The 22,354-nt window shown below is 64.9% G+C and carries 25 protein-coding genes and 2 pseudogenes; 25 read left to right on the top strand and 2 right to left on the bottom strand.

The window, feature by feature from the left end:
• Nucleotides 1-7 precede the first annotated feature (7 nt).
• Nucleotides 8-643 carry a hypothetical protein gene (locus L0C21_RS04035; RefSeq protein ID WP_259277137.1) on the bottom strand — a complete coding sequence of 212 codons (636 nt, stop codon included), beginning with the start codon at nucleotides 641-643 and terminating at the stop codon, nucleotides 8-10.
• A gap of 94 nt (nucleotides 644-737) precedes the next feature.
• Here L0C21_RS04035 and L0C21_RS04030 point away from each other — a divergent pair, with 94 nt between their 5' ends.
• The 9 genes from L0C21_RS04030 (at nucleotide 738) to L0C21_RS03990 (ending at nucleotide 11,238) form a co-directional block, all read left to right on the top strand.
• On the top strand, nucleotides 738-1,292 hold the full coding sequence (locus L0C21_RS04030) for a hypothetical protein (protein ID WP_259277136.1): 555 nt from the start codon (nucleotides 738-740) through the stop codon (nucleotides 1,290-1,292).
• Between the two features lie 12 nt (nucleotides 1,293-1,304).
• Entirely contained in the window at nucleotides 1,305-2,231 is a 927-nt protein-coding gene (locus L0C21_RS04025) for a hypothetical protein (RefSeq protein WP_259277135.1), read from the top strand.
• Nucleotides 2,232-2,282: 51 nt separating this feature from the next.
• Entirely contained in the window at nucleotides 2,283-3,698 is a 1,416-nt protein-coding gene (locus tag L0C21_RS04020) for a hypothetical protein (protein WP_259277134.1), read from the top strand.
• Between the two features lie 51 nt (nucleotides 3,699-3,749).
• Entirely contained in the window at nucleotides 3,750-4,694 is a 945-nt protein-coding gene (locus L0C21_RS04015) for a phage exclusion protein Lit family protein (RefSeq protein WP_259277133.1), read from the top strand.
• A 25-nt stretch (nucleotides 4,695-4,719) separates the two neighbouring features.
• Nucleotides 4,720-5,229, top strand: coding sequence for a GIY-YIG nuclease family protein (locus L0C21_RS04010; protein WP_259277132.1), 510 nt, complete (start codon nucleotides 4,720-4,722; stop codon nucleotides 5,227-5,229).
• A gap of 208 nt (nucleotides 5,230-5,437) precedes the next feature.
• A complete protein-coding gene (locus L0C21_RS04005) occupies nucleotides 5,438-6,634 on the top strand; it encodes a DUF932 domain-containing protein (protein WP_259277131.1) in 1,197 nt (398 codons plus the stop codon).
• A gap of 174 nt (nucleotides 6,635-6,808) precedes the next feature.
• A complete protein-coding gene (locus tag L0C21_RS04000; RefSeq protein ID WP_259277130.1) occupies nucleotides 6,809-8,917 on the top strand; it encodes a ParB/RepB/Spo0J family partition protein in 2,109 nt (702 codons plus the stop codon).
• Nucleotides 8,918-8,980: 63 nt separating this feature from the next.
• Nucleotides 8,981-10,015: a DUF7146 domain-containing protein gene (locus L0C21_RS03995; RefSeq protein WP_259277129.1), complete on the top strand. Its 1,035-nt coding sequence runs from the start codon at nucleotides 8,981-8,983 to the stop codon at nucleotides 10,013-10,015.
• Between the two features lie 299 nt (nucleotides 10,016-10,314).
• The gene (locus L0C21_RS03990) at nucleotides 10,315-11,238 is read left to right on the top strand and encodes a DUF2493 domain-containing protein (protein WP_259277128.1); all 924 of its coding nucleotides are present in this window, start codon (nucleotides 10,315-10,317) and stop codon (nucleotides 11,236-11,238) included.
• 7 nt (nucleotides 11,239-11,245) lie between these two features.
• Here L0C21_RS03990 and L0C21_RS03985 read toward each other — a convergent pair whose 3' ends face one another.
• Nucleotides 11,246-12,310, bottom strand: coding sequence for a hypothetical protein (locus L0C21_RS03985; RefSeq protein WP_259277127.1), 1,065 nt, complete (start codon nucleotides 12,308-12,310; stop codon nucleotides 11,246-11,248).
• A gap of 405 nt (nucleotides 12,311-12,715) precedes the next feature.
• Here L0C21_RS03985 and L0C21_RS03980 point away from each other — a divergent pair, with 405 nt between their 5' ends.
• The 16 genes and pseudogenes from L0C21_RS03980 to L0C21_RS03915 all read left to right on the top strand — a co-directional run bounded on the left by L0C21_RS03980 (nucleotide 12,716) and on the right by L0C21_RS03915 (nucleotide 22,146).
• On the top strand, nucleotides 12,716-12,883 hold the full coding sequence (locus L0C21_RS03980) for a hypothetical protein (RefSeq protein ID WP_008125146.1): 168 nt from the start codon (nucleotides 12,716-12,718) through the stop codon (nucleotides 12,881-12,883).
• Nucleotides 12,884-13,024: 141 nt separating this feature from the next.
• Entirely contained in the window at nucleotides 13,025-13,468 is a 444-nt protein-coding gene (locus L0C21_RS03975) for a hypothetical protein (protein ID WP_259277126.1), read from the top strand.
• A gap of 564 nt (nucleotides 13,469-14,032) precedes the next feature.
• Entirely contained in the window at nucleotides 14,033-14,359 is a 327-nt protein-coding gene (locus L0C21_RS03970; protein WP_259277125.1) for a DUF736 domain-containing protein, read from the top strand.
• 186 nt (nucleotides 14,360-14,545) lie between these two features.
• On the top strand, nucleotides 14,546-14,803 hold the full coding sequence (locus L0C21_RS03965; protein WP_259277124.1) for a helix-turn-helix domain-containing protein: 258 nt from the start codon (nucleotides 14,546-14,548) through the stop codon (nucleotides 14,801-14,803).
• Nucleotides 14,804-14,899: 96 nt separating this feature from the next.
• Entirely contained in the window at nucleotides 14,900-15,166 is a 267-nt protein-coding gene (locus L0C21_RS03960; protein ID WP_259277123.1) for a DNA -binding domain-containing protein, read from the top strand.
• A gap of 129 nt (nucleotides 15,167-15,295) precedes the next feature.
• A pseudogene (locus L0C21_RS16830) lies at nucleotides 15,296-15,430 on the top strand (transcriptional regulator domain-containing protein); the annotation flags it as partial.
• A gap of 4 nt (nucleotides 15,431-15,434) precedes the next feature.
• Nucleotides 15,435-16,052 (top strand): DUF2285 domain-containing protein, encoded by a 618-nt coding sequence (locus L0C21_RS03955; protein ID WP_259277122.1) that lies wholly within the window; start codon nucleotides 15,435-15,437, stop codon nucleotides 16,050-16,052.
• A gap of 136 nt (nucleotides 16,053-16,188) precedes the next feature.
• On the top strand, nucleotides 16,189-16,470 hold the full coding sequence (locus tag L0C21_RS03950; protein ID WP_259277121.1) for a helix-turn-helix transcriptional regulator: 282 nt from the start codon (nucleotides 16,189-16,191) through the stop codon (nucleotides 16,468-16,470).
• Nucleotides 16,471-16,481: 11 nt separating this feature from the next.
• The gene (locus L0C21_RS03945) at nucleotides 16,482-17,366 is read left to right on the top strand and encodes a replication initiator protein A (RefSeq protein ID WP_259277120.1); all 885 of its coding nucleotides are present in this window, start codon (nucleotides 16,482-16,484) and stop codon (nucleotides 17,364-17,366) included.
• Between the two features lie 208 nt (nucleotides 17,367-17,574).
• A complete protein-coding gene (parA, locus tag L0C21_RS03940; RefSeq protein ID WP_259277119.1) occupies nucleotides 17,575-18,213 on the top strand; it encodes a ParA family partition ATPase in 639 nt (212 codons plus the stop codon).
• Nucleotides 18,210-18,440, top strand: a pseudogene (locus L0C21_RS17080) (ribbon-helix-helix protein); the annotation flags it as partial. The gene parA and the pseudogene L0C21_RS17080, both read left to right, overlap by 4 nt.
• 21 nt (nucleotides 18,441-18,461) lie before the next feature.
• A complete protein-coding gene (locus tag L0C21_RS03935; protein ID WP_259278811.1) occupies nucleotides 18,462-18,983 on the top strand; it encodes a DUF2840 domain-containing protein in 522 nt (173 codons plus the stop codon).
• A complete protein-coding gene (locus L0C21_RS03930; RefSeq protein WP_259277118.1) occupies nucleotides 18,980-19,525 on the top strand; it encodes a S26 family signal peptidase in 546 nt (181 codons plus the stop codon). Before L0C21_RS03935 ends, L0C21_RS03930 begins: the two co-directional genes overlap by 4 nt.
• 75 nt (nucleotides 19,526-19,600) lie before the next feature.
• Complete coding sequence (locus L0C21_RS03925) at nucleotides 19,601-20,761, top strand: IS110 family RNA-guided transposase (protein WP_259277117.1); 1,161 nt, start codon at nucleotides 19,601-19,603, stop codon at nucleotides 20,759-20,761.
• Between the two features lie 269 nt (nucleotides 20,762-21,030).
• On the top strand, nucleotides 21,031-21,366 hold the full coding sequence (locus L0C21_RS03920; protein WP_259277116.1) for a DUF736 domain-containing protein: 336 nt from the start codon (nucleotides 21,031-21,033) through the stop codon (nucleotides 21,364-21,366).
• A gap of 114 nt (nucleotides 21,367-21,480) precedes the next feature.
• Nucleotides 21,481-22,146, top strand: a complete 666-nt coding sequence (locus L0C21_RS03915) for a lytic transglycosylase domain-containing protein (RefSeq protein WP_259278810.1) — start codon at nucleotides 21,481-21,483, stop codon at nucleotides 22,144-22,146.
• The last annotated feature ends 208 nt before the right edge of the window (nucleotides 22,147-22,354 follow it).

Genomic DNA, 22,354 nt, shown 5'->3' with positions numbered 1-22,354 from the left:
ACCCTTCTCATCCGTCGATCCTTTCCGCCGTCAGTTCGGCGGTCTCCGCCGGTTGCACGTCCATGACCTCGCCGCGGCTGCCGACGAGAGCGATCTCAATGCCGGCCAACGCACAGCGCGGCGCAAGCCGCTCGGCCAGGCGCCGCGTGCTTTCGGTCAGCGGGACCACGGCGACCTGGCGGCCCTGCGCCGGCGTCGCCATCAGCAGCCCGACCGTCTCGCACAGACCGCGATAGAGCCGCGAGACCTGACCGGGATGCCGCGTGTTGATGATTCCGCCCTTGCACTCAGCCGAAATGACGTGACTGCCGACCTCAGCGACGACGTCGCTGAGGCCCGACTTGGGATGGACGGTGATCGTCTGACCAGCGGGATTCCGATAAACGCCGCCGTAGGTCGTGCTGCCGAGGCTGGCGACCTTCCCGAAGTCGCGCCGCCCGAGCCAGGCCGCGAAGTCGAACTGCTTTCCGTGTTCGCCATCGGGATGGATACGGACGTCCCGCGCGCGTTGGGTGCGGAGCAGATGCATCGCGTAAGCAAGCATGACCGCACCCTCATAGAGATGATGTTCGTCAGGCCCGTCCGATTTGCCCACCCGGTTTGGCGGTGGCGCCAGGGCCGTCACGAGATCTTCGAAATCCAATCCAGCCTCCCCGGCGGAATCAGCAGGCGCTGGTCGCCCGCCATTGACATAGGCTTATAACCGTCCATATTTGCCCGGTAAAGGAGGCCCTGTCATGTTTGCCTACAGTCCCGAGAAATTTGCGTCGCTCTATGCGTCCGAGCTTGGGCAGCGCATCTGGGTGTTCCTCACGCGCGACGACAACGTCGCCCGCCTCGAAACCGCGTCTCAATTGAGCAAGCCCGCGGTCGAAGGCATCGAGGAAGAACTTCTCGCCGAGTTTCGCGAAGAGGTTCTGGCCGAGCGGGTCAAGCAGATGGTCGGCCACATGGTGCGGCAGATTCTGGAGCAACGCGATTGGGTGCTCGACCAGACCGACGTAAAGGTCCAGTCCGTGCCCTTCAGCAAGGCCGCGCGCTATCGCCGGCCCGACTGGTTCACCTTTCACGCCTTCCGCAACAGCAGCGACCCGCGCGATGTCGTCATCACCGACCGGCGGCAGAACCCGACGCTTCCTGCCGGCGCACGCTGGACCTTCTACGCGACCTTCGCCAGCCCGCTGAAGGCCGCCGTGGCTTTCGGCGTCCACGACACCAAACAGCTCCGCCAGCAGGTCCACGCTCACGGCTATCACCGGGTGCAGATCCCGCGGATGCTGCGCCGGGCATGAGGTGAGCCGACGATGAGCGACCTTTTCGACGTTGACGGCGCCAATCTCGATCTTGGCTTCGAGAACCTGAAAATCGCGGAGTTTCCGATCGAGCAGCAGCTTCGCGCCCTGCTGCAGGAGATGTGGGCGCGCTACGAGCCCTATGCTGATCCCGACTTCCGCCAGGGCTTCGCGCGCGACGTCGATGGGCGCTTCTGGGAAATGTATCTGGGCTGCACGCTGCTTGAGGCGGGGCGGACGTTGTTGCCCGTCGTCGACCGTCAGCGCGAATGCGGCCAGCCGGACCTGTGCGTCCTCGAAGGAGGTCGCCGCATCTGGATCGAGGCCATCTCCCCCGACGAAGGCGCGCCGGGTCCTGACCAGATCGTGCGCCCCGTGCCGATCAACGAGGGCGGCGGCCTTGCCGCCGCACCCATTCGCCAGGCACAGCTTCGGACCTCCAGCGCGTTCTGGACCAAGGCGCAGAAGATCACCCGCTACATCGAACAGGGGGTGATCGCGCCGGAAGACACCCGCATCATCGCGATCAGCGCCAGCCGCTTCGGCGTCTATGTCGCCGAACAGCCCTTGCCGCTCATCATGACGACGCTGTTCCCGATCGGCGACGCTTACATCACCATCGACCGTGACACCGGCGATGTTCTCGAAGAAGGCTTCCATGCCGCACCGTTGATCCAGCGCGACCGCAATCCGATCCCGCGCACGGCCTTCCTCGACGAACGCTTCGCCGACATCTCGGGCGTGATCTGGTCGCGGGTCGGCCTTGGCAATCTCTCGCGCCAGGTCCGGCCGATCACCTATGTCCACAATCCCTTGGCGCAGGTTCCATTGCCCACGAACTGGGGCGTCTGGGATCGCGAGTTCGTGACGGTCCGGCAGGGCGACGGATGGGAGTCCAACGATATTCTGGCTCCGGCGGCCGCGGCGGAGGCGTCATAATGATGGAGTCGCATGCACGCATCGGCCGGCTGCGGGATCATGAGGCCGGTCATGGCCTCAACCGATGAGCCGCGACTGATCACGCCGATCAGCCAGCGCCAGTTCGAGCTCTATGCGCTGTCGCTCGAACGCGGTCCCAATTTCGACCCCGCCCGTATCTTCAGCGCCTATCAGGCAGGGCGAGGCAGCACGAGCGGCTGCATCCTCGTTGATCCGGAGCAAGGAATCTTCTCCAGCCTTGCCTTACGCCGGCGTGTCGATCACCGCTGGGTCAAGGTCGATGAAAACGGCCCCTATTCCAACCCCGAGGCCGCGCTCGACCGCCTCAGCATTGCCATGCGCGCCGGCGATCCGCCGGAGCCCTTGCCGCCGGGGGCCAGGCGCCGCCCGCTTTTGGTGAAACTCGGAGCGCGCGGGACATCGCCGGAATTCGATCTGCTGACGACCACGATCAGCCATCTGCCAGCGCTCATGGCGGTCGGCGAATGCTATCTCGCGCTTCCCAATCCCGACGCCAACTTCGTCCCGGATTTTCAGACCAGCAACTTCGCCTCCCGGCTGTTCGAACTCTACCTTCTCGCCTGCTTTCGCGAGCAGGGCCTGAGCGTTCGGCAAGATCATGTCTCGCCCGACTTCTTCATCGAGAAGGACGGCGACACGTGCTGGATCGAGGCTGTGACGGCCAACTCCGAGACCCCACGTGCAGGAGGGATCGGCGACTGGGTGCATGCGCCGGAGGATCGCAACGAACGCCTGACCGGAGACCCGGCCGAGCGCTTCGCCAAAACGCTGCGCGGCAAGCTCCAGCGCAACTATCATGAGATGGACCACGTGAAGGGCCAATCCTTCGCTCTCGCATTGGCGGACTTCCACGAGTCCGGTTCGATGGTCTGGAGCCGCGAGGCGTTGCCCACATACCTCTACGGACTGCGCGCCGATATCGAAGGAGAAGGCGCGGAACGGCGCGCGGTCGGGACACCGATCGCCAACCTGACGGGCAAGCATGGCATCCCGGCGGGGCTCTTCCGCGATCCCGATTTCGCCCATCTGTCCGCCGTCATCTTCAGCAATGCGGCGACGCTCGCCAAGTTCAACCGGATGGGCTTCCTTGCCGGTTGGCGCCCTCCCGGGCTGACGATGATCCGGAGCGGCATCCTCTTCGACCGAACCCCGGGTGCGCTGGAGCCGATCGACTTCAAGCTGTCGGTCACCAGCGACGAATATCAGGCGCTCTGGCCTTGGGGCGAAGCCTGGTGCCAGGAGTTGGAGGTATTCCACAATCCGCTGGCCACCCACCCCATCCCGTTCGATCTCATCCCGGGCGCGACCCATTGGTTCGAACGCGACGGCGACATCGAGTGCAGCACCATCTGGGCGAACTCGGTCCTCTCCTCGGTCACCCGTCTGCATATGGCCGGCGAAGCTGGGCGGATGAGCGGCGCGCCTGACGATGGCGGGGCGTCATGACCAACACGTCATCTACGCCGCAGCCCACCAAAAACAGGAGAAACGTAAACCATGACGGCTGAGCCAACCGACCGGACTATCGTCCTCCATCTCCTGCGTGGAGCGGTGCCCGAGCGTGCCGACGATCTCTCCCGCTTGTGGCTTGAACACGGGCACGGTGTCGAGGTCGCACCAAGCGCCCCCGGCTCGACAATGAACGCCACCAGCAAGCGCATCAAATTCGATACTAAGACGATCCACTTCTTTTGGCTGCTCGGCTTCAGCGCATGGCGCGCGATCGAAGTCTACGCGCCGGCCCTCACACTTGCCACGGCGACGGGCGTCACGCTGGAAGCGGCGCTCAACATCGACGAGGAGCGCGGTCAATTCGAGCAGGATTACAGACACCGCATTGCGAGCGCCCAATCTCTCCTCAACGCCGCCAAGACATCCGAGATTGATTGGCCCGAAGACATACCGCAGCCGACTGCCGAGCGGGAGAGCTTCGGTAATGGCCAGGATATGGCGGTTTTCGATCTGGTCGCCCTCGCAGTGGCCTTCGCCCTCCTCCACGAGTTTAAGCACGTACAGGCCCGCGCCTTAGAAGCCGCTGAGCATACACCTGAGGAAGATCGGCAGGCAGCGGCCGAAGAAGAGATAGCCTGCGACACATGGGCACGAGAGTTCATGACGACCGGGGTGGCCGCCTACGCCGCGTCCAATGGCTACTCCTATGCGCAGGTCGAACAGAAACGCGCGATGGGGATCGCGCTTGCGGCCGTCACGGTTCATGCAATGACGCCGCGCCACGCGCACTGGGGAAACGACGATTATCCGCCGATCGGAGACCGGCTCGAAGCGATGATCGGCGGCTACAATTTGCCTGATGCGTCACCGTTCTGGGTCTTCACCGCCTGCCTTCTCATTTCGCTCATGCGCCAGGACGGCCGCCGGCTCGATTACACCGGCTCGTCATTCCGCGACTTCGTTATGACCCTTCTGGCCGATCTGCGTTAATCGTTGTCGCTAGGAAACTGAAGGCATGCCGGTCTATTTCATCGGTGAAGACGAAAATGGATGCTCCCCGATCAAGATCGGCGTGGCGAAGAACATCGATGCGCGCAAGCGCAACCTCCAGACCGGCAATCCTCTGGAACTGCGCCTGCTCGGGTGGATCGACACGATCGATCCGTTCCAGCTCGAGCGGCACCTGCACCAGCGCTTCGGAGCGACTCAGGTCCGCGGTGAGTGGTTCGCCATCGAACCGGCTGACATTCTCCCCATTCTCCAGCGCGCGGGCCGTGACGGGTTCGTCGCCAAGAACGCCGACGCCTTCCAAATCGTCGGATATGACCGCGACGCCATCCCCGAATATCTCGGCGTATGGGAATGGGCCGATCTGGAAATCGACGAGTGCTGCCCCTTTTGCGGATGCCTGTGCGGCATGCACTTCCAGGAAGCTTCGCAGATGTACCATTGCATCCGATGCGACACGCTGACCGACTTTTCTGAACTCGATCCGCACGACGAGCCTCCGGAAGATTGGGCCTGAAAGCCGGAACGTCGCCGATCCTGACATCCTGATTTCCGGCTTCACGTCTTTGCGGAAAGCCTTCCCCTGCGGCCGTGTCCTAGGTCTCGGCCGCCCACTTCTGCGGGGAGACCCCGCAACGCCCCCGAGAGTGAGAGTGCGGACGGGTTTTCCGTGACGGGTTGAGGGTTGGAGGAGAGGCCTCCGGCGCCCGTCGTGGAGACTAGCCATGACGCATGTGGAGATTCTGGACGCCGCTCGCGACCGCGCTGGCGGCTACAAAGTGGATGTGAATCGCGGCGAGCGGATCGGCCGCGTATCATCGGAATGGTTCTCGCGGCCGGCCGACGAGCGCTACCTATCCCTGTCGGACCTCTATGCCGCCGTCCGGGGCCGGACCGAGCGGAGCCGCACCAGAACCGTCGAGAGCGCGGCGATCCGGGTAGACGCCAGCCGCGACGATGCCGAGCGCCTGGCGCTAATGCTGCCCGGGTCGGATGCGCCGATCGCGCCCACCCATTGGAGTTTCGGCCAGCTCGCCGGTTTGGTTGGCGCGCCGACGGCCTATCTGCGCCGGCTTCCGGCGCCGCTCGCCGGAATCAACCTGCAATATGGGCTGACCTCCCATCGCGCCGAGCAGGTGAAGACCCTCGAGATCGAAGATGGCCGCGTCGAGCTGCGCGCCGTCACCGGGCCCGACTATGGCCGCATCTTCGACCACGAGCTGGTCGCAGCCGTGCAGCGCATTGCCGGCAATGGCACCGGCGACACCCGCTGGAAGGTGCCAGGCGTCCTCGACTGGTCGACGGGGGTCTACAATCCGCGCGTCGACATCACCCAGGACACGACCACCCTCTATGCCTCGGATCGGGACGTCTTCCTCTTCCTGGTCGACGACCTCAACCCTATCGAGGCCGGCCGACTGCCCGACGGCTCGCCCGACCTCTATTTCCGCGGCTTCTATTGCTGGAATTCCGAGGTGGGCGCGAAGACGCTTGGCATGGCGAGCTTCTATCTCCGCGCTGTTTGCCAGAACCGAAATCTCTGGGGCGTCGAGGATTTCGAGGAGATCACCATCCGCCACTCGAAATACGCCGCTTCGCGTTTCGCCCATGAGGCGGCGCCGGCGTTGACCCGCTTCGCCAATTCCTCACCGCTGCCCTTCGTCAACGGCATCAAGGCCGCGCGCGAGAAGATCGTGGCGCGCACCGACGATGACCGCAGCGAGTTCCTGCGCAAGCGCGGGTTCTCGAAGACCGAGACGGCAAAGATCATCGAGACGGTGCTCGCCGAGGAGGGCCGCAAGCCGGAAAGCGTGTTCGACTTCGTGCAGGGCATCACCGCGGTCGCGCGCGATAAGAGCCAGCAGGACGCGCGGCTCGACCTGGAGGCACGGGCCAAGAAGCTGCTCGACCGGGCGGCCTGACCCCCGGAAAGCCGGAGACACGGCTTTGCGTATCTCCGGCTTCGTGCCTTTCCGCCTTCTCTTATCGTCGGTTCTGCGGCGCTGCCCTCCAGAGTGAGAGGGCGGCGCTGCGCTTCGTGACGGGTTGGAGGTCGAGAGAGAGTCTTTCGGCCGCCCGTCACGGAGTATCATCCCATGGCGACTGCCGTTCAAAAAATCACCCTCTCGCCCTCGCGCGACATCCCCTTCAACAAGCTCTTGCTCTCCCAGTCCAACGTCCGGCGCGTGAAGGCCGGCGTCTCGATCGAGGAGCTGGCCGAGGACATCGCTCGCCGCGGTCTCCTGCAGGGCCTCAGCGTGCGCCCTGTCGTCGACCAGGCCGGTGTCGAAACCGGCATGTTCGAGATCCCGGCTGGCGGCCGGCGCTACCGGGCCCTGGAACTGCTCGTGAAGCGGAAGCGCCTCGCCAAGACCGCGCCCGTGCCGTGCATCGTCCGCGACAGCGGCATCGCCGAGGAGGACTCGCTCGCCGAGAACGTCCAGCGTGCGCCGTTGCACCCCCTGGACCAGTTCCGGGCCTTCCTGGCGCTGCGCGAGAAGGGCCAATCCGAGGAAGAGATCGCGGCCGCTTTCTTTGTCTCGGTCAACGTGGTGAAACAGCGCCTGAAGCTGGCCGCGGTCTCCCCGGCCTTGCTCGACGTTTATGCCGAGGACGGCATGACGCTCGACCAGCTCATGGCCTTCACCGTCTCCGGCGACCATGAACGTCAGGAGCAGGCATTCGAGCGGCTGAAGGCCTCCTACGACAAGCAGCCCTACGTCATCCGGCGCATGCTGACCGAGGGCGCGGTCCGCGCCTCCGACAAGCGGGCGCAGTTCGTCGGCCTCGACGCCTATGTGGCGGCTGGTGGCACAGTGCAGCGCGACCTGTTCCAGGGCGACGATGGCGGCTGGCTACAGGACGTGGCGCTGATCGACCAGATGGTCGCCGACAAGCTGAAGTCGGACGCCGAGGCGATCGCTGCCGAAGGCTGGAAGTGGATCGAGGTCGCACCCGACTTCGCCTATGGCCACGCCTTCGGTCTCCGCCAGCTTCGCGGCGAGACGGTACTGCTGACTACCGAAGAGGCCGCAAGCCGCGATGCGCTCCAGGCCGAGTTCGATCGGCTGTCCGAGGAATACCAAGACGCCGACGAACTGCCGGACGAGGTGGATGAGCGCCTGTCGGAGCTGGAGACGCTGATCGAGGGCTTCGACAATCGTCCCGCGGTGTTCGACGCGGCCGAGATCGCGCGCGCCGGCGCTTTCGTCAGCATTGGCGCTGATGGCCAGCTTCGCGTCGAGCGCGGCTATGTCCGCCCGGAAGATGAATTGTCGGTCGAACCTGCGTCCGAGCCGGACACGGACGGTGACGATGAACGCGCAGTGGCCGCCGGCTATGAAGGCGACGAGGCTGTCATGACGGCGGAGCCAGACGCCGAGCCGGAGGAGGACGAGGGTCTCTCACCCATCTCCGACCGCCTGATGACCGAGCTGACCTCGCACCGGACGCTCGGCCTGCGCAATGCGCTCGGCGAGCGACCGGACGTTGCCTTCGTCGCAGCCTTGCACGTCCTGACGCTAAAGGCCTTCTACCACTACGGCTCGGATAGCTGCCTCGAACTCGACCTGAAGAGCGTCAGCTTCGGGACGCAGGCGCCGGGGCTCAACGACAGCGTGTCGGCGGAGGCGATCCGCGTGCGGCACGAAAGCTGGTCGAAGGCGCTTCCCAAGGAATCGGCCGATCTCTGGGACGCGCTGCGGGAATGGGACGGCGACAGCCAGGCGGGCCTGTTCGCCCACATCGTCAGCCTTTCGGTGAACGCCGTGTACGAGCCCTGGAACCGGCGGCCCCGTTCTGCCGCCCATGCCGACCGGCTGGCGCACGCGGTCGACCTCGACATGGCGGCGGCCGGGTGGAAGCCGACCGTGGACAACTTCCTCGGAAGGGTGACGAAGTCTCGCATCCTTCAGGCGGTTTCCCAGGCGAAGGGGCAGCGCGCCGCCGATCGGATCGAGCATCTCAAGAAGGGCGACATGGCAGCGGAAGCGCAGACGCTGCTCGCCGATACCGGCTGGTTGCCCGAACCGTTGCGCACCGCCGATCGGGGCGCGTCGAATGTCGAGCCCACCGTGAGCAACGAATCTGTTGAGGCGGTCGAACAATCGACGGCAATCGGCGGCGAAACGGCCATGGTCGAAGACGAGCCGCTCGCAGAAGATGAGATCGCCAACGCCGCTCCCCACGCGGTCGCGGCCGAATAACCATCAACGACTTGCGAGATTGGCCCGCCGGCGACGGCGGGCCTTTTCGCATGGGAAACGACCATGGCGCAAAATCCGCATGATCTTGCACGCCGTCTCGCCGATCGTACCGAGGCGGTGTGCCGGCACTATCTCTCCAGCGGTCGCCGCGAAGGCGGCTACTGGCTGGTGGGCGACGTCCGCAACACTCCGGGCCGCTCGATGTACATCCGGCTGAAGGACTCGCCGAAGGGTCCAGCCGGCAAATGGACCGACGCGGCGACGGGCGAACATGGCGATCTTCTCGACGTCATCCGGGAAAGCTGCGGCCTGGTCGACTTCAAGGACGTCGCCGACGAGGCCCGGACGTTCCTCAGCATGCCGCCACCGGAGCCGGAACCGCATGAATACAAGCGGCAGAGCCCGGCGCCGCATGGCTCGCCCGAAGCGGCGCGCCGCCTCGTTCGCATGTCCCAGCCGATCTACGGCACGCTCGTAGAGGGGTATTTACGGGAACGCGGCATTACGGATTTACGCGGAACCGGAAGCCTGCATTTCCACCCGCGCTGCTACTATCTCCCCGACGAGCATTCGCCGACCGAAACCTGGCCGGCGATGATCGCTGAAGTCACCAACCTCGACGGCAAGATCACCGGGGCGCATCGCACCTGGCTCGATCCCCGCCGCCGCGACAAGGCGCCGATCGACACGCCGAGGCGGGCAATGGGCGATCTTCTCGGCAACGCCGTGCGCTTCGGAACGGCAAGCGATGTGATGGCGGCCGGCGAAGGCATCGAGACCGTCCTGTCGCTCCGGCAGGTCCTTCCCGACATGCCGATGCTGGCGGCGCTCTCGGCGGCCCATCTCGCCGCCATTCTGTTCCCCGACACGCTGCAGCGGCTCTACATCGTCCGCGACAACGATCCAGCCGGTGACGGCGCGCGCGACATCCTCATCGAACGAGCGAGCGCTGCCGGGATCGAGGCGATCGTCATCTCGCCGAACCTGGGCGACTTCAACGAGGATCTGCGCACCCTCGGCCTGAACGCACTGCGCGTGGAGGCCCGGTCGCAGGTCGCGCCGCAGGACGTCGCCCGCTTCATGGCGCTGGCGGCATAGCAGGCAGGAGGACGGATCTGCGGGGTCGCCGCCGTGCTCGGCGGATACGTCAATCCATCGGATGGGGACCGCGCCTCGGCCTTCGAGAGGGCGATCGGCCCACAAGCCGGCCAGCCGGGCAATGGCGGCGGCCGACTATTTTCCGGCGCGGCCTGAAGGCCGCTTTCCATCGCGAGGCAAAATAGCCGGCCTTAGCCATCGGGCCCTACGCTTGCGCTCCGGGTGCCCGGCCGTCCGGCCCGTGGGCTTCGTCGCCATGAAGGCCGCGACGGTTCGCGGTCCAACCGACGGAGCATCTCATGCGCGATCACGACGACTACGAACCGCACCACGAATCCTCACCCACCGACCATGTCCTCAACGAACTGCAACTCCATGGCTACCGTCCCTTCGCCGAAGAGCCCGACCAGCGGCTTCTGCCCGACGGCAACCAGGTCGCAGGCGCCGTCGCCGACATCTTCGACGCCCTGATCGGCACCCTGGAGGACACGCGCCTCGAACCCGATCTCGACGATCTCCTGTGGTCGACTGTCAATGTCTTCCATCGCGCCACCGACCGGATCGGCCGGGAACTGGACGACAACGAGCAGGCCCAGAAGCGGGCGCAGCGTGAACAGGACGGCAGCGAGGTGAAGTCCGTCGAACTGGAGCGCCTGATCGCCGAGGGCATGACGCTGATCGAACGGCAGAACGCCTTCGAACTGATGCGCGACCAGGCCGCCGAGCACTACGAACGCCACGTCGGCAAGCCCTGGCTCCCCCGCAGCGGATCGAAGGTCAACCATCGCAACCTGACCTCGGCGATGATCGACAGCCGCGATTTCCTGATGGCGAAGAAGCGTGCCGACCAGGAGGTGCTCCTTCCTCCCGGCCCGAAGATCGTCGTCACCGGCGGGCTCGACTATGACGACCATCGGCTGATCTGGGCCAAGCTCGACCAGGTCCACGAGAAGCATCCCGACATGGTGCTGATCCACGGCAAGTCGCCGAAAGGCGCCGAGAAAATCGCCTCGCTCTGGGCGAAGAACCGCAACGTCCCGCAGATCGGCTTCGCGCCCGACTGGACGAAGCACGGCCGCGCAGCGCCGTTCAAGCGCAACGACGAAATACTGGAGATCGTGCCCAAAGGCGTGATGCACTTCCCCGGCACCGGTATTCACGACAACCTTGCCGACAAAGCCAAGAAGCTCGGCATCCCGGTCTGGAAGTTCGGCGGCGCGTGAGCGCCGCCTAGCCCGATGGCAGTCGCTGGAGCGACCGCAGATCATAGCGCTCGACATCGGAGCGAACGCGCCGAAGCCCGCCAGCTTTGATCCAGCTTCGCTGGCGCCGTTCTGCCGAACGCAAAGTTATCCCCATAAGGTAGGCAACCGCAATCGGGCTCTTACCGAGGTCGAAAAGACGGTAGCAGATCTCAACGCCGCGTTTTGTGAGATGGCCGCTTGCGGGAATGTAGTCGTCGCCATAGCTGCGGCTGGGCCGATGATTGGCAGGAAATCGTGGCGCAAGATCACCTACTAATTCCGCGCCTCGCAAATCAAGTTCCGCATTGATCGCCGTGACGCGCTCTTCGTCCTGGGCGATTTGCTTAGCGATAATCCGGTCCAGGCGCCGCAGGTCCTGCTCGAAGACATGCTCTGCAAGCTCGAACAGCATGCTGTCCATGGAAAGCGTTAGTATGAGCTGACCACGCGCGCGCTCCCACAGCGAACGCCGGTACACGCGGAGGCGTTCCAATGCGTCGCCTTTGTAAGTGGGCGCGGTGTATGTGAGATGGTCGCTAGTCCACACGTTCCGACTGATATCAGACATCACCAAGTGAATCCGATGCGCGATGTCGTTTCGATATTCGAGCAGATCTTGAAGATCGGAGGCTTCGGCCTCCGTGAACAGGCCGGCCGTGATGGCGAAAGCAAAGGCTGTTTTCAGCTTCTTGCCTTGCTGGCGATCGTATTCAAATGCGCGGCGAAGCGCCTCTACATCTTCCTGGCGGATCTTCTTCTGGCTCTCCGCATCACGCAAAAGCCCGGTGAACACTCCTTGTAGTCGCCGCTGCTCGGGCTGTTCCCACATCGACTGGCCGGGCTGACGGACGGCCGCACGATAGACGTCTGTCAGCAGGAATGTGCGGACTTCGTCGGCATAGAAAAGATACAGAGCGGCCTCAATAGCGCGATAGCGCAGGATGTTGCGCTCAAGGGCTGACGGTCGACCACCGCGAGGGTCGTTGTAGTGGCTGGCGGGAAATGCCCGACCGTAGTCGCGTTTAGTATGGCGCTTAGTAAATCCAGGCACTCGGGAGACTCCCCTGCGCCTGAGTTACAAATCCCGGGCGCGATTTCAGATAAATGGCCGCAACCGCCGATTTGGCGGACTACTTGCATGGCGCCTGACAAATGCATCGAGTCGCATGCTGTCTACTTTGCCACAGATTGCCGGCCGGATGCGAGCCTCAGACGTCCGGTCGATAGCTGCAAGCCCTCGGATCCAAACCGTCTCCGTGGCGTGACGGCGCACCCCCGCTTATCCGCGCTGATCCTTGGTCTGACTGATCGCTTGTCGCCATCAACCCGTAAAGGGTCGGCTATGCGAGCATGCCGCCGCTCCGACTGCGCCTTCGCGGTGATTGCAGCGCTCAGCCCGACTCTTCGGGCGCCTGTCAGCGGGGGATGGTCCTCCGCGCGAACAGGACCCGGATCGATGTCCCTCAATGACGCCCATGCCTTCGCCTTCAGCCTCGCCACCACGCTGATGGCCGCCATCATCATCTTCCAGGCCGGCGACGGCACGCTGTCGGTAACACCCGCCAGCGAATATGACGGCGACACCGCCGCCATCGTCCATGAGATCGACCCCTTCGCCCCCTGACCGGGTCGACCATGTCGCTGGTGCGGAAATCGACGCCGATTTCCGCTCCCGGCACGCGCGCTCTTGCGCTATAGTTCAGCAGCGCCGTGGTGGTGGTGGAAGGCGCGACCGTCAGACCTTGTCCATGCGGAGGCCACCACCATGATCATCCTCGCAATACTTGCATCCCTCGCAGCGATAGGCCTGCTTTGCTGGCTGCTGTTCACGCTGGCAGTCTTCGCGCTTCCGGCGTTCGTCGGCGTGACCGCGGGCGCCTGGGCGCACGGCACGGGCGCCGGCATCCCCGGGGCCATCCTGGTCGGCGCCGTCGCGGCGGCGATCACGCTCGCGGCCGGCCGTCTCCTCATCACTTTCGTCCGGCCGATGTGGCTGAAGCTGATCGTGGCCGCAGCCTTCGTCACGCCGGCGGCGCTCGCCGGCTTCCATGCCACCCATGGCATCGTGAAGCACCTCATGCCGTCCGACGCCTGGCAGATCACGTTCTCCGTCATCGGCGCGGTCGCGGTCGGTATCACCGCCTTCGTACGGGTCGCTGGGATGGCGGCGGCTCCTGCCCCGTCCGGCCGGGATCTTGCACGGGCTTGATCTTCGTCATCGCCGTCAGGAGGATCAAGGCAGCCGTGACCGTGGTCGCTCCCGTCGTCTCATATCGGAACGATGGGCGTGTGCGACGCGGATCGACGCCGGTCCGGAAAGGCGGTCCTCGTTGGAGCCCTGCGGGAGCAGAGCCGTGTCTTGGCGCGCGTCGGACATCGGGCGCTGCGATCTCCGTGGTGGCGGTGGGAGGCCGGGATGCAGCAGGGTCGGCCTGTCGGTAGGAGACGAAGCCGGTGAGCCCGCCATGACGCCGGTTTGCCGTTGCGGGATGGCCGCCATCTTCTCCGTTACCTGACCGTGCCTCGACCGCTCCAAACGGCCTCTTCAATGGCCTGATCTGGCCGAAGGCCGGCTGTGCCTCGATCGCCTATGACGCAACAGCCGCGTCAAACTTTCTTCCCCTGCCGGCTCAAGCCGTCCTTCCTCGCGGGACAAGAAAGCCCTCCTTAGCTGTCAGGCCCCTTCGGGGTGCGCCGTCGATCGCCTCCGGCCTGTCGATCGCCATCGAGGCCGCAATGGTGCGGGCTCGGGAACGGAAAACGGAGACTTACAATGGCGACCATCGGCACCTTCAAGAAGACCGGCTCGAACGAGTTCACCGGCGAAATCGTCACCCTCAGCGTCCAGGCCAAGAACGTGCGCATCGTCCCCGATCAGCGCGCCACCGGCGAGAACGCCCCCAGCCACCGGGTCCTGGTCGGCCGCGCCGAGATCGGCGCCGCCTGGTCCAAGCGCTCCAACGAGGGCCGCGACTATCTGGGCCTCAAGCTCGACGATCCGAGCTTCAACGCCCCGATCTACGCCAACCTCTTCGATGACGAGGACGGCGACACCTTCTCACTGATCTGGTCCCGTCCCAACGGGCGGCGCGGCGACTGAGGCCCCGCGCGAGGCCCCAGCCGGAAGGCCGGGGCCTTCGGAATTCAGGGCGACCGAATCAGTTCGCCCGGTGAGGTCACCGGTATCCGGCGGAAGAGCGGCTTTCGGCTCGCCAAACCATACAAGGACGACTATTATAGTCGTTTTCGTGGCGTGCGGAGTCCGGACTGTAGGAGGTGGTCATGCATGATCACCGCCCGACAGTCACGGGCCGCCCGCGCGTTACTTGGTTGGAATCAGGAGACGCTCGCTGACAAGGCCCTGGTATCGCTGACTGCTCTGAAACGCGTCGAGTCCGAGAACGGGCTCGCCGTGCACGAGTCGACGCGCGACCAGGTCCGCCGAGCGCTTGAGGAGAACGGCATCGTCTTCCTCAACTCCGATCAGGGCGAAGGAGTGATGATTGTCAGGCAACATCGCCAGCGGCCTGCGCGGCGCGCCTAAGCTCAACATTGCCGCATTGCGCCGTCATTTCTACGCTATGGCCGTCGTGCAAACTCCCACCGTTTCGGATATGACGCGGTGGGGAAAAGGTTAACTATGAGCGGTAAATCCGACTTTCTAGACCAGCCACCGACGGATGCGCGGCTCACCGACTATGACCGCGCACATCTCGCGACCTACCTGCGCCTGCTCGACGCGGAAAGTGAAGGCGCGCCTTGGGAAGAAGTGACAAAGATCATTTTCGGCATCGATCCGCAGACCGATCAATTGCGCGCGGAAGCTGTATATCAAAATCATCTGGCCCGGGCGCATTGGATGACCGACAACGGCTTTCGCGACCTCATACGATCCAGCTTTCATTAACCTTTTAGCCCTCGGTGATGCATATATTGCATCACCCGCGCGACCCTTCGGGCTTCCCAAATTGCCGCTCAACCGAGAATCGTTTCGGCTTGCAGTTCTCGCGTCGAGCGACGCAGCGGGAGGCCAAGGATGCCCGAGCAAGGCACATGGCGGATCTCAACCGCCTACGACTATGTAAACGAATTGGACGCTCCGGACTTGGCCTGGGAATTTCTGAGGCGCAATCCCGAGTATCAGCAAGACTACAACCGACTTAAGCAAAGAGGTCTTGGAGAAGGCCAGGCTGCAGCAGCTCTCTCGGCCAAATGGGGGTTATCCTTTCGCGGCCGACCCCGCCCTTCCGGCACCCAGCGCGAACGCAGCCTGGTCGCCGATGGCCGATCCGTGGATGCTGATCCTGCAGGCGCTCCCGGCCTGGCTTGCACCTGTACCTGCTGCTGACGGGATAGCGACGTCCACGTCCCAAGACGTCGCCGACACGCGCATCCGCGTCGGCGACGAGGTGATGCGCGCGCGCAGTCTCGGCCTGGGCAGTGCGCAGCCACCGGCTGCTGCAATCGTGCTGCTCGACGAGGCCACACCAGATCGCCTGGAGGCTCTCGCCCGCTATTGGCGCGGCCTGCGCGCACCGCCGGCGGCGCCGGATCCACGCGTGACGCCGCAGCGGCGGCAGCGCCTGCGCCAGATGCTGCGCGCGGTCGATGCCCGGCTCGAACAGGAAAGCTATCGCGCCATCGCAACCGCGCTCTTTCCGAAGCATCACATCGAGGCGGCGTCCTGGGCAGGCGACGCGCTCCGCGAGACGACCATCCGTCTCGCCCGTGACGGCATGAAGCTCGTCCATGGCGGCTATCGCGACCTCCTTAAACGGCCGCGCAAACCCTAGCCGCACCGATGCCCGCAAGGGGTGTCGATTATTCCCGCAAATCTTCGACATCGTGGATCGCGCCCGAGCGAACGACCGTGCGCTGGAACCGCCGCCGACAGCCGGCAGCCCGCCAGCACCACACGGAGCTTCGATCATGGCCGAAAGTGCGACACTCCACGCTCCCCCACGCTTTTTGCGCACGCCGGAGGCCGCGCGCTTCCTCGGCCTGTCGGGCCGCACGCTGGAAAAGCATCGCACCTATGGCACCGGCCCGGCCTTTAAAAAGCTTGGCGGGCGCGTCGTCTATTCGATCGCCGACCTGCAGGCTTGGGCCAATCGCGGCACCAAGAACTCGACCGCCGACGCCAACACCGTCCTGCCTGCGAAGCGTCACCAAACCACCGGCACGGCAGGCAACTCTGCGCCGCAGCGCTGAGCGACCAGCGGATGTCAGCGCGCCATCACAGCAGCGAACGCGAGCAACTCGATCTCTTCCGGGCGTTGCCCGGCGATCTGGCACCGCGCGACGCGCAGGACCTGATGGCGTACCCGTTCTTCGCGCTCGGCAAGTCGAAGCGACTGGCGCCGATTAACTTCAAGGCCGGCTCCATAGTCATCCGCGTCGAAGCCGTCCCTGAGCACGGCATGGCCACCATCTGGGACGCAGACGTGCTGATCTGGGCCGCCTCCCAAATCGTCGAGGCGCGCGATCACGGCCTGCGGCCCTCGCGCCTGATGGCGACGACACCTTACGAGATTCTGCAGTTCATCGGTCGCGGCGTTTCCTTGCGCGATTATGACCGATTGAAGGCCGCGCTCGACCGGCTCCAGTCGACGACAGTGGCGACATCGATCCGCCAGCCGACCGAGCGGCGGCTGCATCGCTTCTCCTGGATCAACGAGTGGAGGGAGCGCGCCGACGGAAGAGGCCGGCCGCTCGGTCTCGAGCTGATCGTGCCGGATTGGTTCTATGCCGCCGTCCTCGACGACGCGCTCGTGCTGACCATCGACCGCGATTATTTCGGCCTGACCGGTGGCCTGGAGCGCTGGCTCTATCGCCTCGTCCGCAAGCATGGCGGCCGCCAAGAGTTCGGCTGGAGCTTCGATTTTCCGCATCTCCACGCCAAGTCGGGCTCGCTCTCGCCACTCAAGCATTTCGCCTACGACCTGCGGGACATCGTCCGCCGGCAGCCGCTGCCGGGCTATCGCCTGACCATCGAGCAGTGCCTCGGCGGTCCCGAAATCCTCTCCTTCAAACCCATCGATCCGAACGCGCTCGGCATCCCGCACCAGCGCCGATGCTCGACCAAGCGCCCTGGGGATAAGCTGTGAATCGTCTCGTGCTATCGGGGACCGGACCCATCGTGCCATCGGGGACCCGATCCTCGTGCTATCGGGGACCGGAATCGTCGAATCCGCTCGTTGAATCAGCAACTTGCGAGCCCCGTAACTTATCTAACCTAGATTCCTTCGGAATCTTTCTAACGCGAACCGCATTTTCGCCGCGTGTGGACGAGTCCTCCATCGCCGGGAGACCGTCATGATCGTCGCGCTGCTCAACCAGAAAGGCGGCGTCGGCAAAACGACGATCGCGCTTCATCTCGCCGGCGAATGGGCTCAGCGCGGCCAGCGTGTCACGCTGATCGACGCCGATCCGCAAGGTTCGGCGCTCGACTGGTCGCAGCAGCGGGCCCGCGAAAGTCTGCCTCGGCTCTTCGGTGTCGTCGGCCTGGCGCGCGACACGCTGCACCGCGAGGCGCCGGAGATCGCTCGCGACGTTGATCACGTCGTCATCGACGGACCGCCGCGCGTCGCCGGGCTGATGCGCTCGGCGCTGCTCGCCGCCGACCTGGTACTGATCCCCGTGCAGCCGTCGCCCTTCGACGGCTGGGCGTCGGCCGAGATGCTGTCGCTGCTCGGCGAAGCCCGCATCTACCGGCCGCAGCTCGTGGCGCGCTTCGTCCTCAATCGCTGCGCCGCGCGCACCGTCATCGCCCGCGAGACCGTCGAGACGCTGGCCGACCATGATCCGCCGCTGCTCTCCGCCAAGATCGGCCAGCGCGTCGCCTTCGCCGATACCGCGCAGACTGGTCGGCTTGTCGGCGAACTCGACAGCGACAGCGCCGCCGCCCGCGAGATCGCCGCGCTGGTCAGCGAGATCGGGAGGGTCGTGCCATGACCGCGACGCCTCCAAAGCGCGGCTTCGCCACCCGGCCGGGCGACGCGGAGACCTGGATCAGGGCCGCCGACGCGCCCACGCCGCGCGTGCCCGACGCCACGATCTACTCGGCACGGCTGACGATCGACGTCACGCCGGACCAGCGCGCCCGGATCAAGATCGCCGCCTTTCAGCGCGGCGTCACCGTTGCCGACATGCTGCGCGAGCTGCTCGCGCGCGAATTCCCCCTCAAGCACTGGAGACGCGACATGACCGGCGCCGCCGCCATCCATGCGCGCGGCGAACCGAGACCGGCCGCGCCGCCGCCAAGCGACCTGACCGAAGTCGAACTCACCTGGATCGAGAAGCGGATCGAGAACTGGATCAGGTTCGGCCGCGAGGTCGGCGAACAGATCCTCGACCGCCGCCGGCGCGTACTCCGCTTCGCGCCGAACAGTGTCTTTGGCTTCGTCCGCTGGACCGCCAATGACTACGGCACCATCGCCTCGCATCTCGACGTGCTGCGCACCGTCCGTGCCGGCGAGCGGCAGCAGACCGTGCCCTTCGTGCGTCCCGGCGGCGACATCCTGCTCAAGGTCGAAGGCTGGCCCAAGGTCGAGCGCGTGCTGCAGATGATCGATGCGATCGAGGCGATCGGCATCGATCCAAGCGAGGTCTCACCCGATCATTGGCGGCACGTCCATAATCGGATGAGCGCCGGCGAACAGCCGCGAGCCTACACGGCCCAGCACCACAAGGCCTTCCTCCTGCGTCGGAAGGCCGGATCATGAGGCGCTTCGGCTACGTCATGGTCACCTACTTCACGGTGATGGGGACGGCGACCGGCTCGTTCGTCGACTTCCCGACAAAGCTCATCTGGAACGCGTCGGCCAGCACGCCGATCGGCCTTTACAGCATCACGCCGGCCGACCGCTTCGAGGTCACCGATCTCGTGGCCGTGCGCGCGCCCGAACCGTTCGCCGCCTTCATGGTCGAGCGCGGCTATATCGGCCGCGGCGTACCCTTGATGAAGCGTGTCGCGGGCGTGCCTGGGCAACAGGTCTGCCGCCGCGACCATGCCATCACCGTCGATGGCGTGCCGATGGGCGACGCGCTCGACCGCGACCATCTCGGTCGCCCGTTGCCAACCTGGCAGGGCTGCCGCCGCATCGCGGAGGGCGAGCTTTTCCTGATGAACTGGTCGGTCCGCGACAGCCTCGACGGCCGCTATTTCGGGCCGCTGCCGACCAGCGACGTGATCGGCAGGGCGACGCCGCTCTGGACCGATGAGCACGGCGACGGCCGCTACGTCTGGCGCGCGCCGACCCGATGAACCGCCGCTTCCAACCCTCAATCGAAGGAGATGGCATGAAAGATGCCACGTCCGCTGCGAGAACGGATCACTGAGATGCAGGTGATGATCGAGGGACAGTCACACTTCCAGCCTTTCGGCTTATCCTGTTGGGGTTTCGACGATCTCAACAAGGGAGTTGGAAGCATGACTGCCTCCTATGATTACCACATCGGGGTCGATTACCACAAATCCTATAGCCATCTGGTGGTGCAGGATTCGGCCGGCAAGACGCTCAGATCCGGTCGGGTGAAGAACGACCGCCAGTCGCTTGGCGGCTTCCTTGAGCGCTACCGCCAGAACAGCCATGCGGTTGTCGAGGCGACCCGCAACTGGATGGTGATGTACGACTGGCTCGACGACATTTGTGATGATGTCGTTCTCGCCCATCCGTTGAAGGTTAAGGCGATTGCCGATGCCAAGATCAAGACCGACAAGATCGATGCGACGGTGCTGGCGCATCTGCTGCGCGCCGATCTTGTACCGCAAGCCTGGGCTCCGACCGACAGGGCCCGCGAACTGCGCGTCGCGCTACGCGAGCGGATGTTTTACGTGCGGCTGCGGACGATGACGAAGAACCGGATCGTGACGGTGTTTGATCGGTATCCGGAACAGACGGCGCAGTTGAAGAAGCTTGGGGATCTGTTCGGTAAGGCCGGACGCGTCCAGCTGGCGCAGGTGAAGTTCTCGGAAATCGATCGCATCCAGATCGACCGCGGCCTCGATTTCATCGGCGACATCGATCAGCGCATCAAGCAGGCGGAAGCGACGATCCGGGTGATGACCAGGGCCAATGGCAATGTGAAGCTGTTGAAGACGATCCCTGGCATCGGCGAGTTCTTTGCAAGGCTGATCGATGCGGAGATCGACGACATAGCGCGGTTCCGCAACCCGAAGAAGCTTGCCGCATATGCGGGTCTGGTACCCTCGACCTATTCCTCCGGCGGCAAGACCTTCCACGGCAAGATCATCAGGCAGGGCAACAAGTGGCTGCGCTGGGCCTTCGTCGAAGCGGTAGCCCCTGCGATCGCCAGTGATGCGCAGCTTCGGGCCCAATACGAGCAACTGAAGTTCAGAGGAACCAACAAGGCGCGTGTGGCGATTGCGCGCAAGCTTTTGACGATCGCCTTCCAGATCCTGCGGGACCAGCGCGCTTACGAGCCGCGCGGCACCGACACCACCAGGCAGGGCGCGTCGACGATATCCCGGTTGTCCTGATGGTCGTTTAGCGAGCCCGGCAGGTCTGGGCTGCGCTCGTCAAGGAGAATGGGAAACCGGGAGCCGAACGCCATTCTGTGACCGAGGCCAAAGCATCAGGTCACGAATTGGAGAATGGTTCAAGAACCGAGGGGCGGGAAAACACCTGCCCAGCGGAAGCAAAGGATTTAGCCGATCGGTCGATACGCCGGTCAAAACCCAACCGAACCCAAGGACAAGCCACCGATTGAAGGCGTTTTGCCCCTTGTGTTCTTTCATTGGAGACGACCATGACACAGATCGGCCAATTCACCCGCACCAAGTCCGGCTATTCCGGGCAGCTCACCGCGCTCGGCATCGACGCCGAACTCGCCTTCGTTCCGGCCGAGCCGTCCGAGGCCGAGAACGCGCCGGACTACCGTGTCCTGCTCGGCGGGGACGACGGCATCGAGATCGGCGCCGGCTGGAAGCATGTCGGCGAACGTGCCGGCGACTATGTCTCCGTGCAGCTCGACAGCCCGCTGTTCTCGCGTCCGCTGCGCGCCAATCTCTTCCGTTCCGGCGACGACACTGCCGCATGGCGCCTGCACTGGTCGCGGCCCGCCAAGCCGTGCAAGGAGGACTGATCGGTGCGCACCCCGCATCGATCGCAGCATCATCGGGGCGGCACGTGGAAGTCCCGTGCCGCCTACCGGCTGCTCCTCCTTCTTCTTTCCGGCCTGCCTATCGCCGCTTCGCCAATGTCGCCGGTGCTGGCTCAGACAGTGCCGCCGGTTCCGGCTGAGGCGAGCGCACCGTTCGCTGCCCTCGTGGCGGAGGCGTCGCAGCGGTTCGGCATCCCGGTCGCGTGGATACGCGCGCTCATGCGTATCGAGAGCGCCAACGACGTGCGCGCCGTCTCGCCCAAGGGCGCGATGGGACTGATGCAGCTCATGCCCGATACCTGGGCCTATCTGCGCGCCCGCCATCGGCTCGGCAGCGACCCATTCGATCCCCGCGACAACATCATCGCGGGCACCGCCTATATGCGCGAACTCTACGATCGCTACGGCGCACCGGGCTTTCTCGCGGCCTATAATGCGGGGCCCGGCCGCTACGACGAATACCTTGCGAAAGGCCGCCCGCTGCCGGCCGAGACGCGCGCCTATGTCGCTCAGCTCGCGCCCCTTGTCGGCGGCGAAGCGCCTCTGATCGTCGTCACAGTGGCTGCCGCCGACCCGCTGGCTTGGACACGCGCACCGCTCTTCATCGGCGCTGCGGAACGCGGTCCGGGCGCAGGTCCGGCGCAAGCGGACGCACAGTCGCGTGACGGCGGGACTGCGGCTCCACCGCGCGATGCGGCCGCCGATGCGAACCCGACCGGCGGCCTGTTCGTCTCCCGGCGAGAGGCTGCAGGCCCGCGATGACCGTCTCGCCCGTCCATCGCAGCATGGCGAACCCCAGCGCAGATTGGAGGGCATTGGGAGGAAGGACCGCAAACACAACCGCACGATGGCAGGATAAAGGGGCGCGATGTGCGCTTCAGTTCGGTTGTGCTTTTTCAAGGGGTTATGGCGCGGTTTCGCGAGGTGCGCCTGATCGGCGCAGCCTGCGCACCGGCGCATTCGTAAGCAA

The sequence above is a fragment of the Pedomonas mirosovicensis genome (assembly GCF_022569295.1).
Classification (GTDB): domain Bacteria; phylum Pseudomonadota; class Alphaproteobacteria; order Sphingomonadales; family Sphingomonadaceae; genus Pedomonas; species Pedomonas mirosovicensis.
The sequence above is the reverse complement of the archived record's forward strand: the minus strand, read 5'-3'. Positions and strand labels throughout refer to the sequence as shown.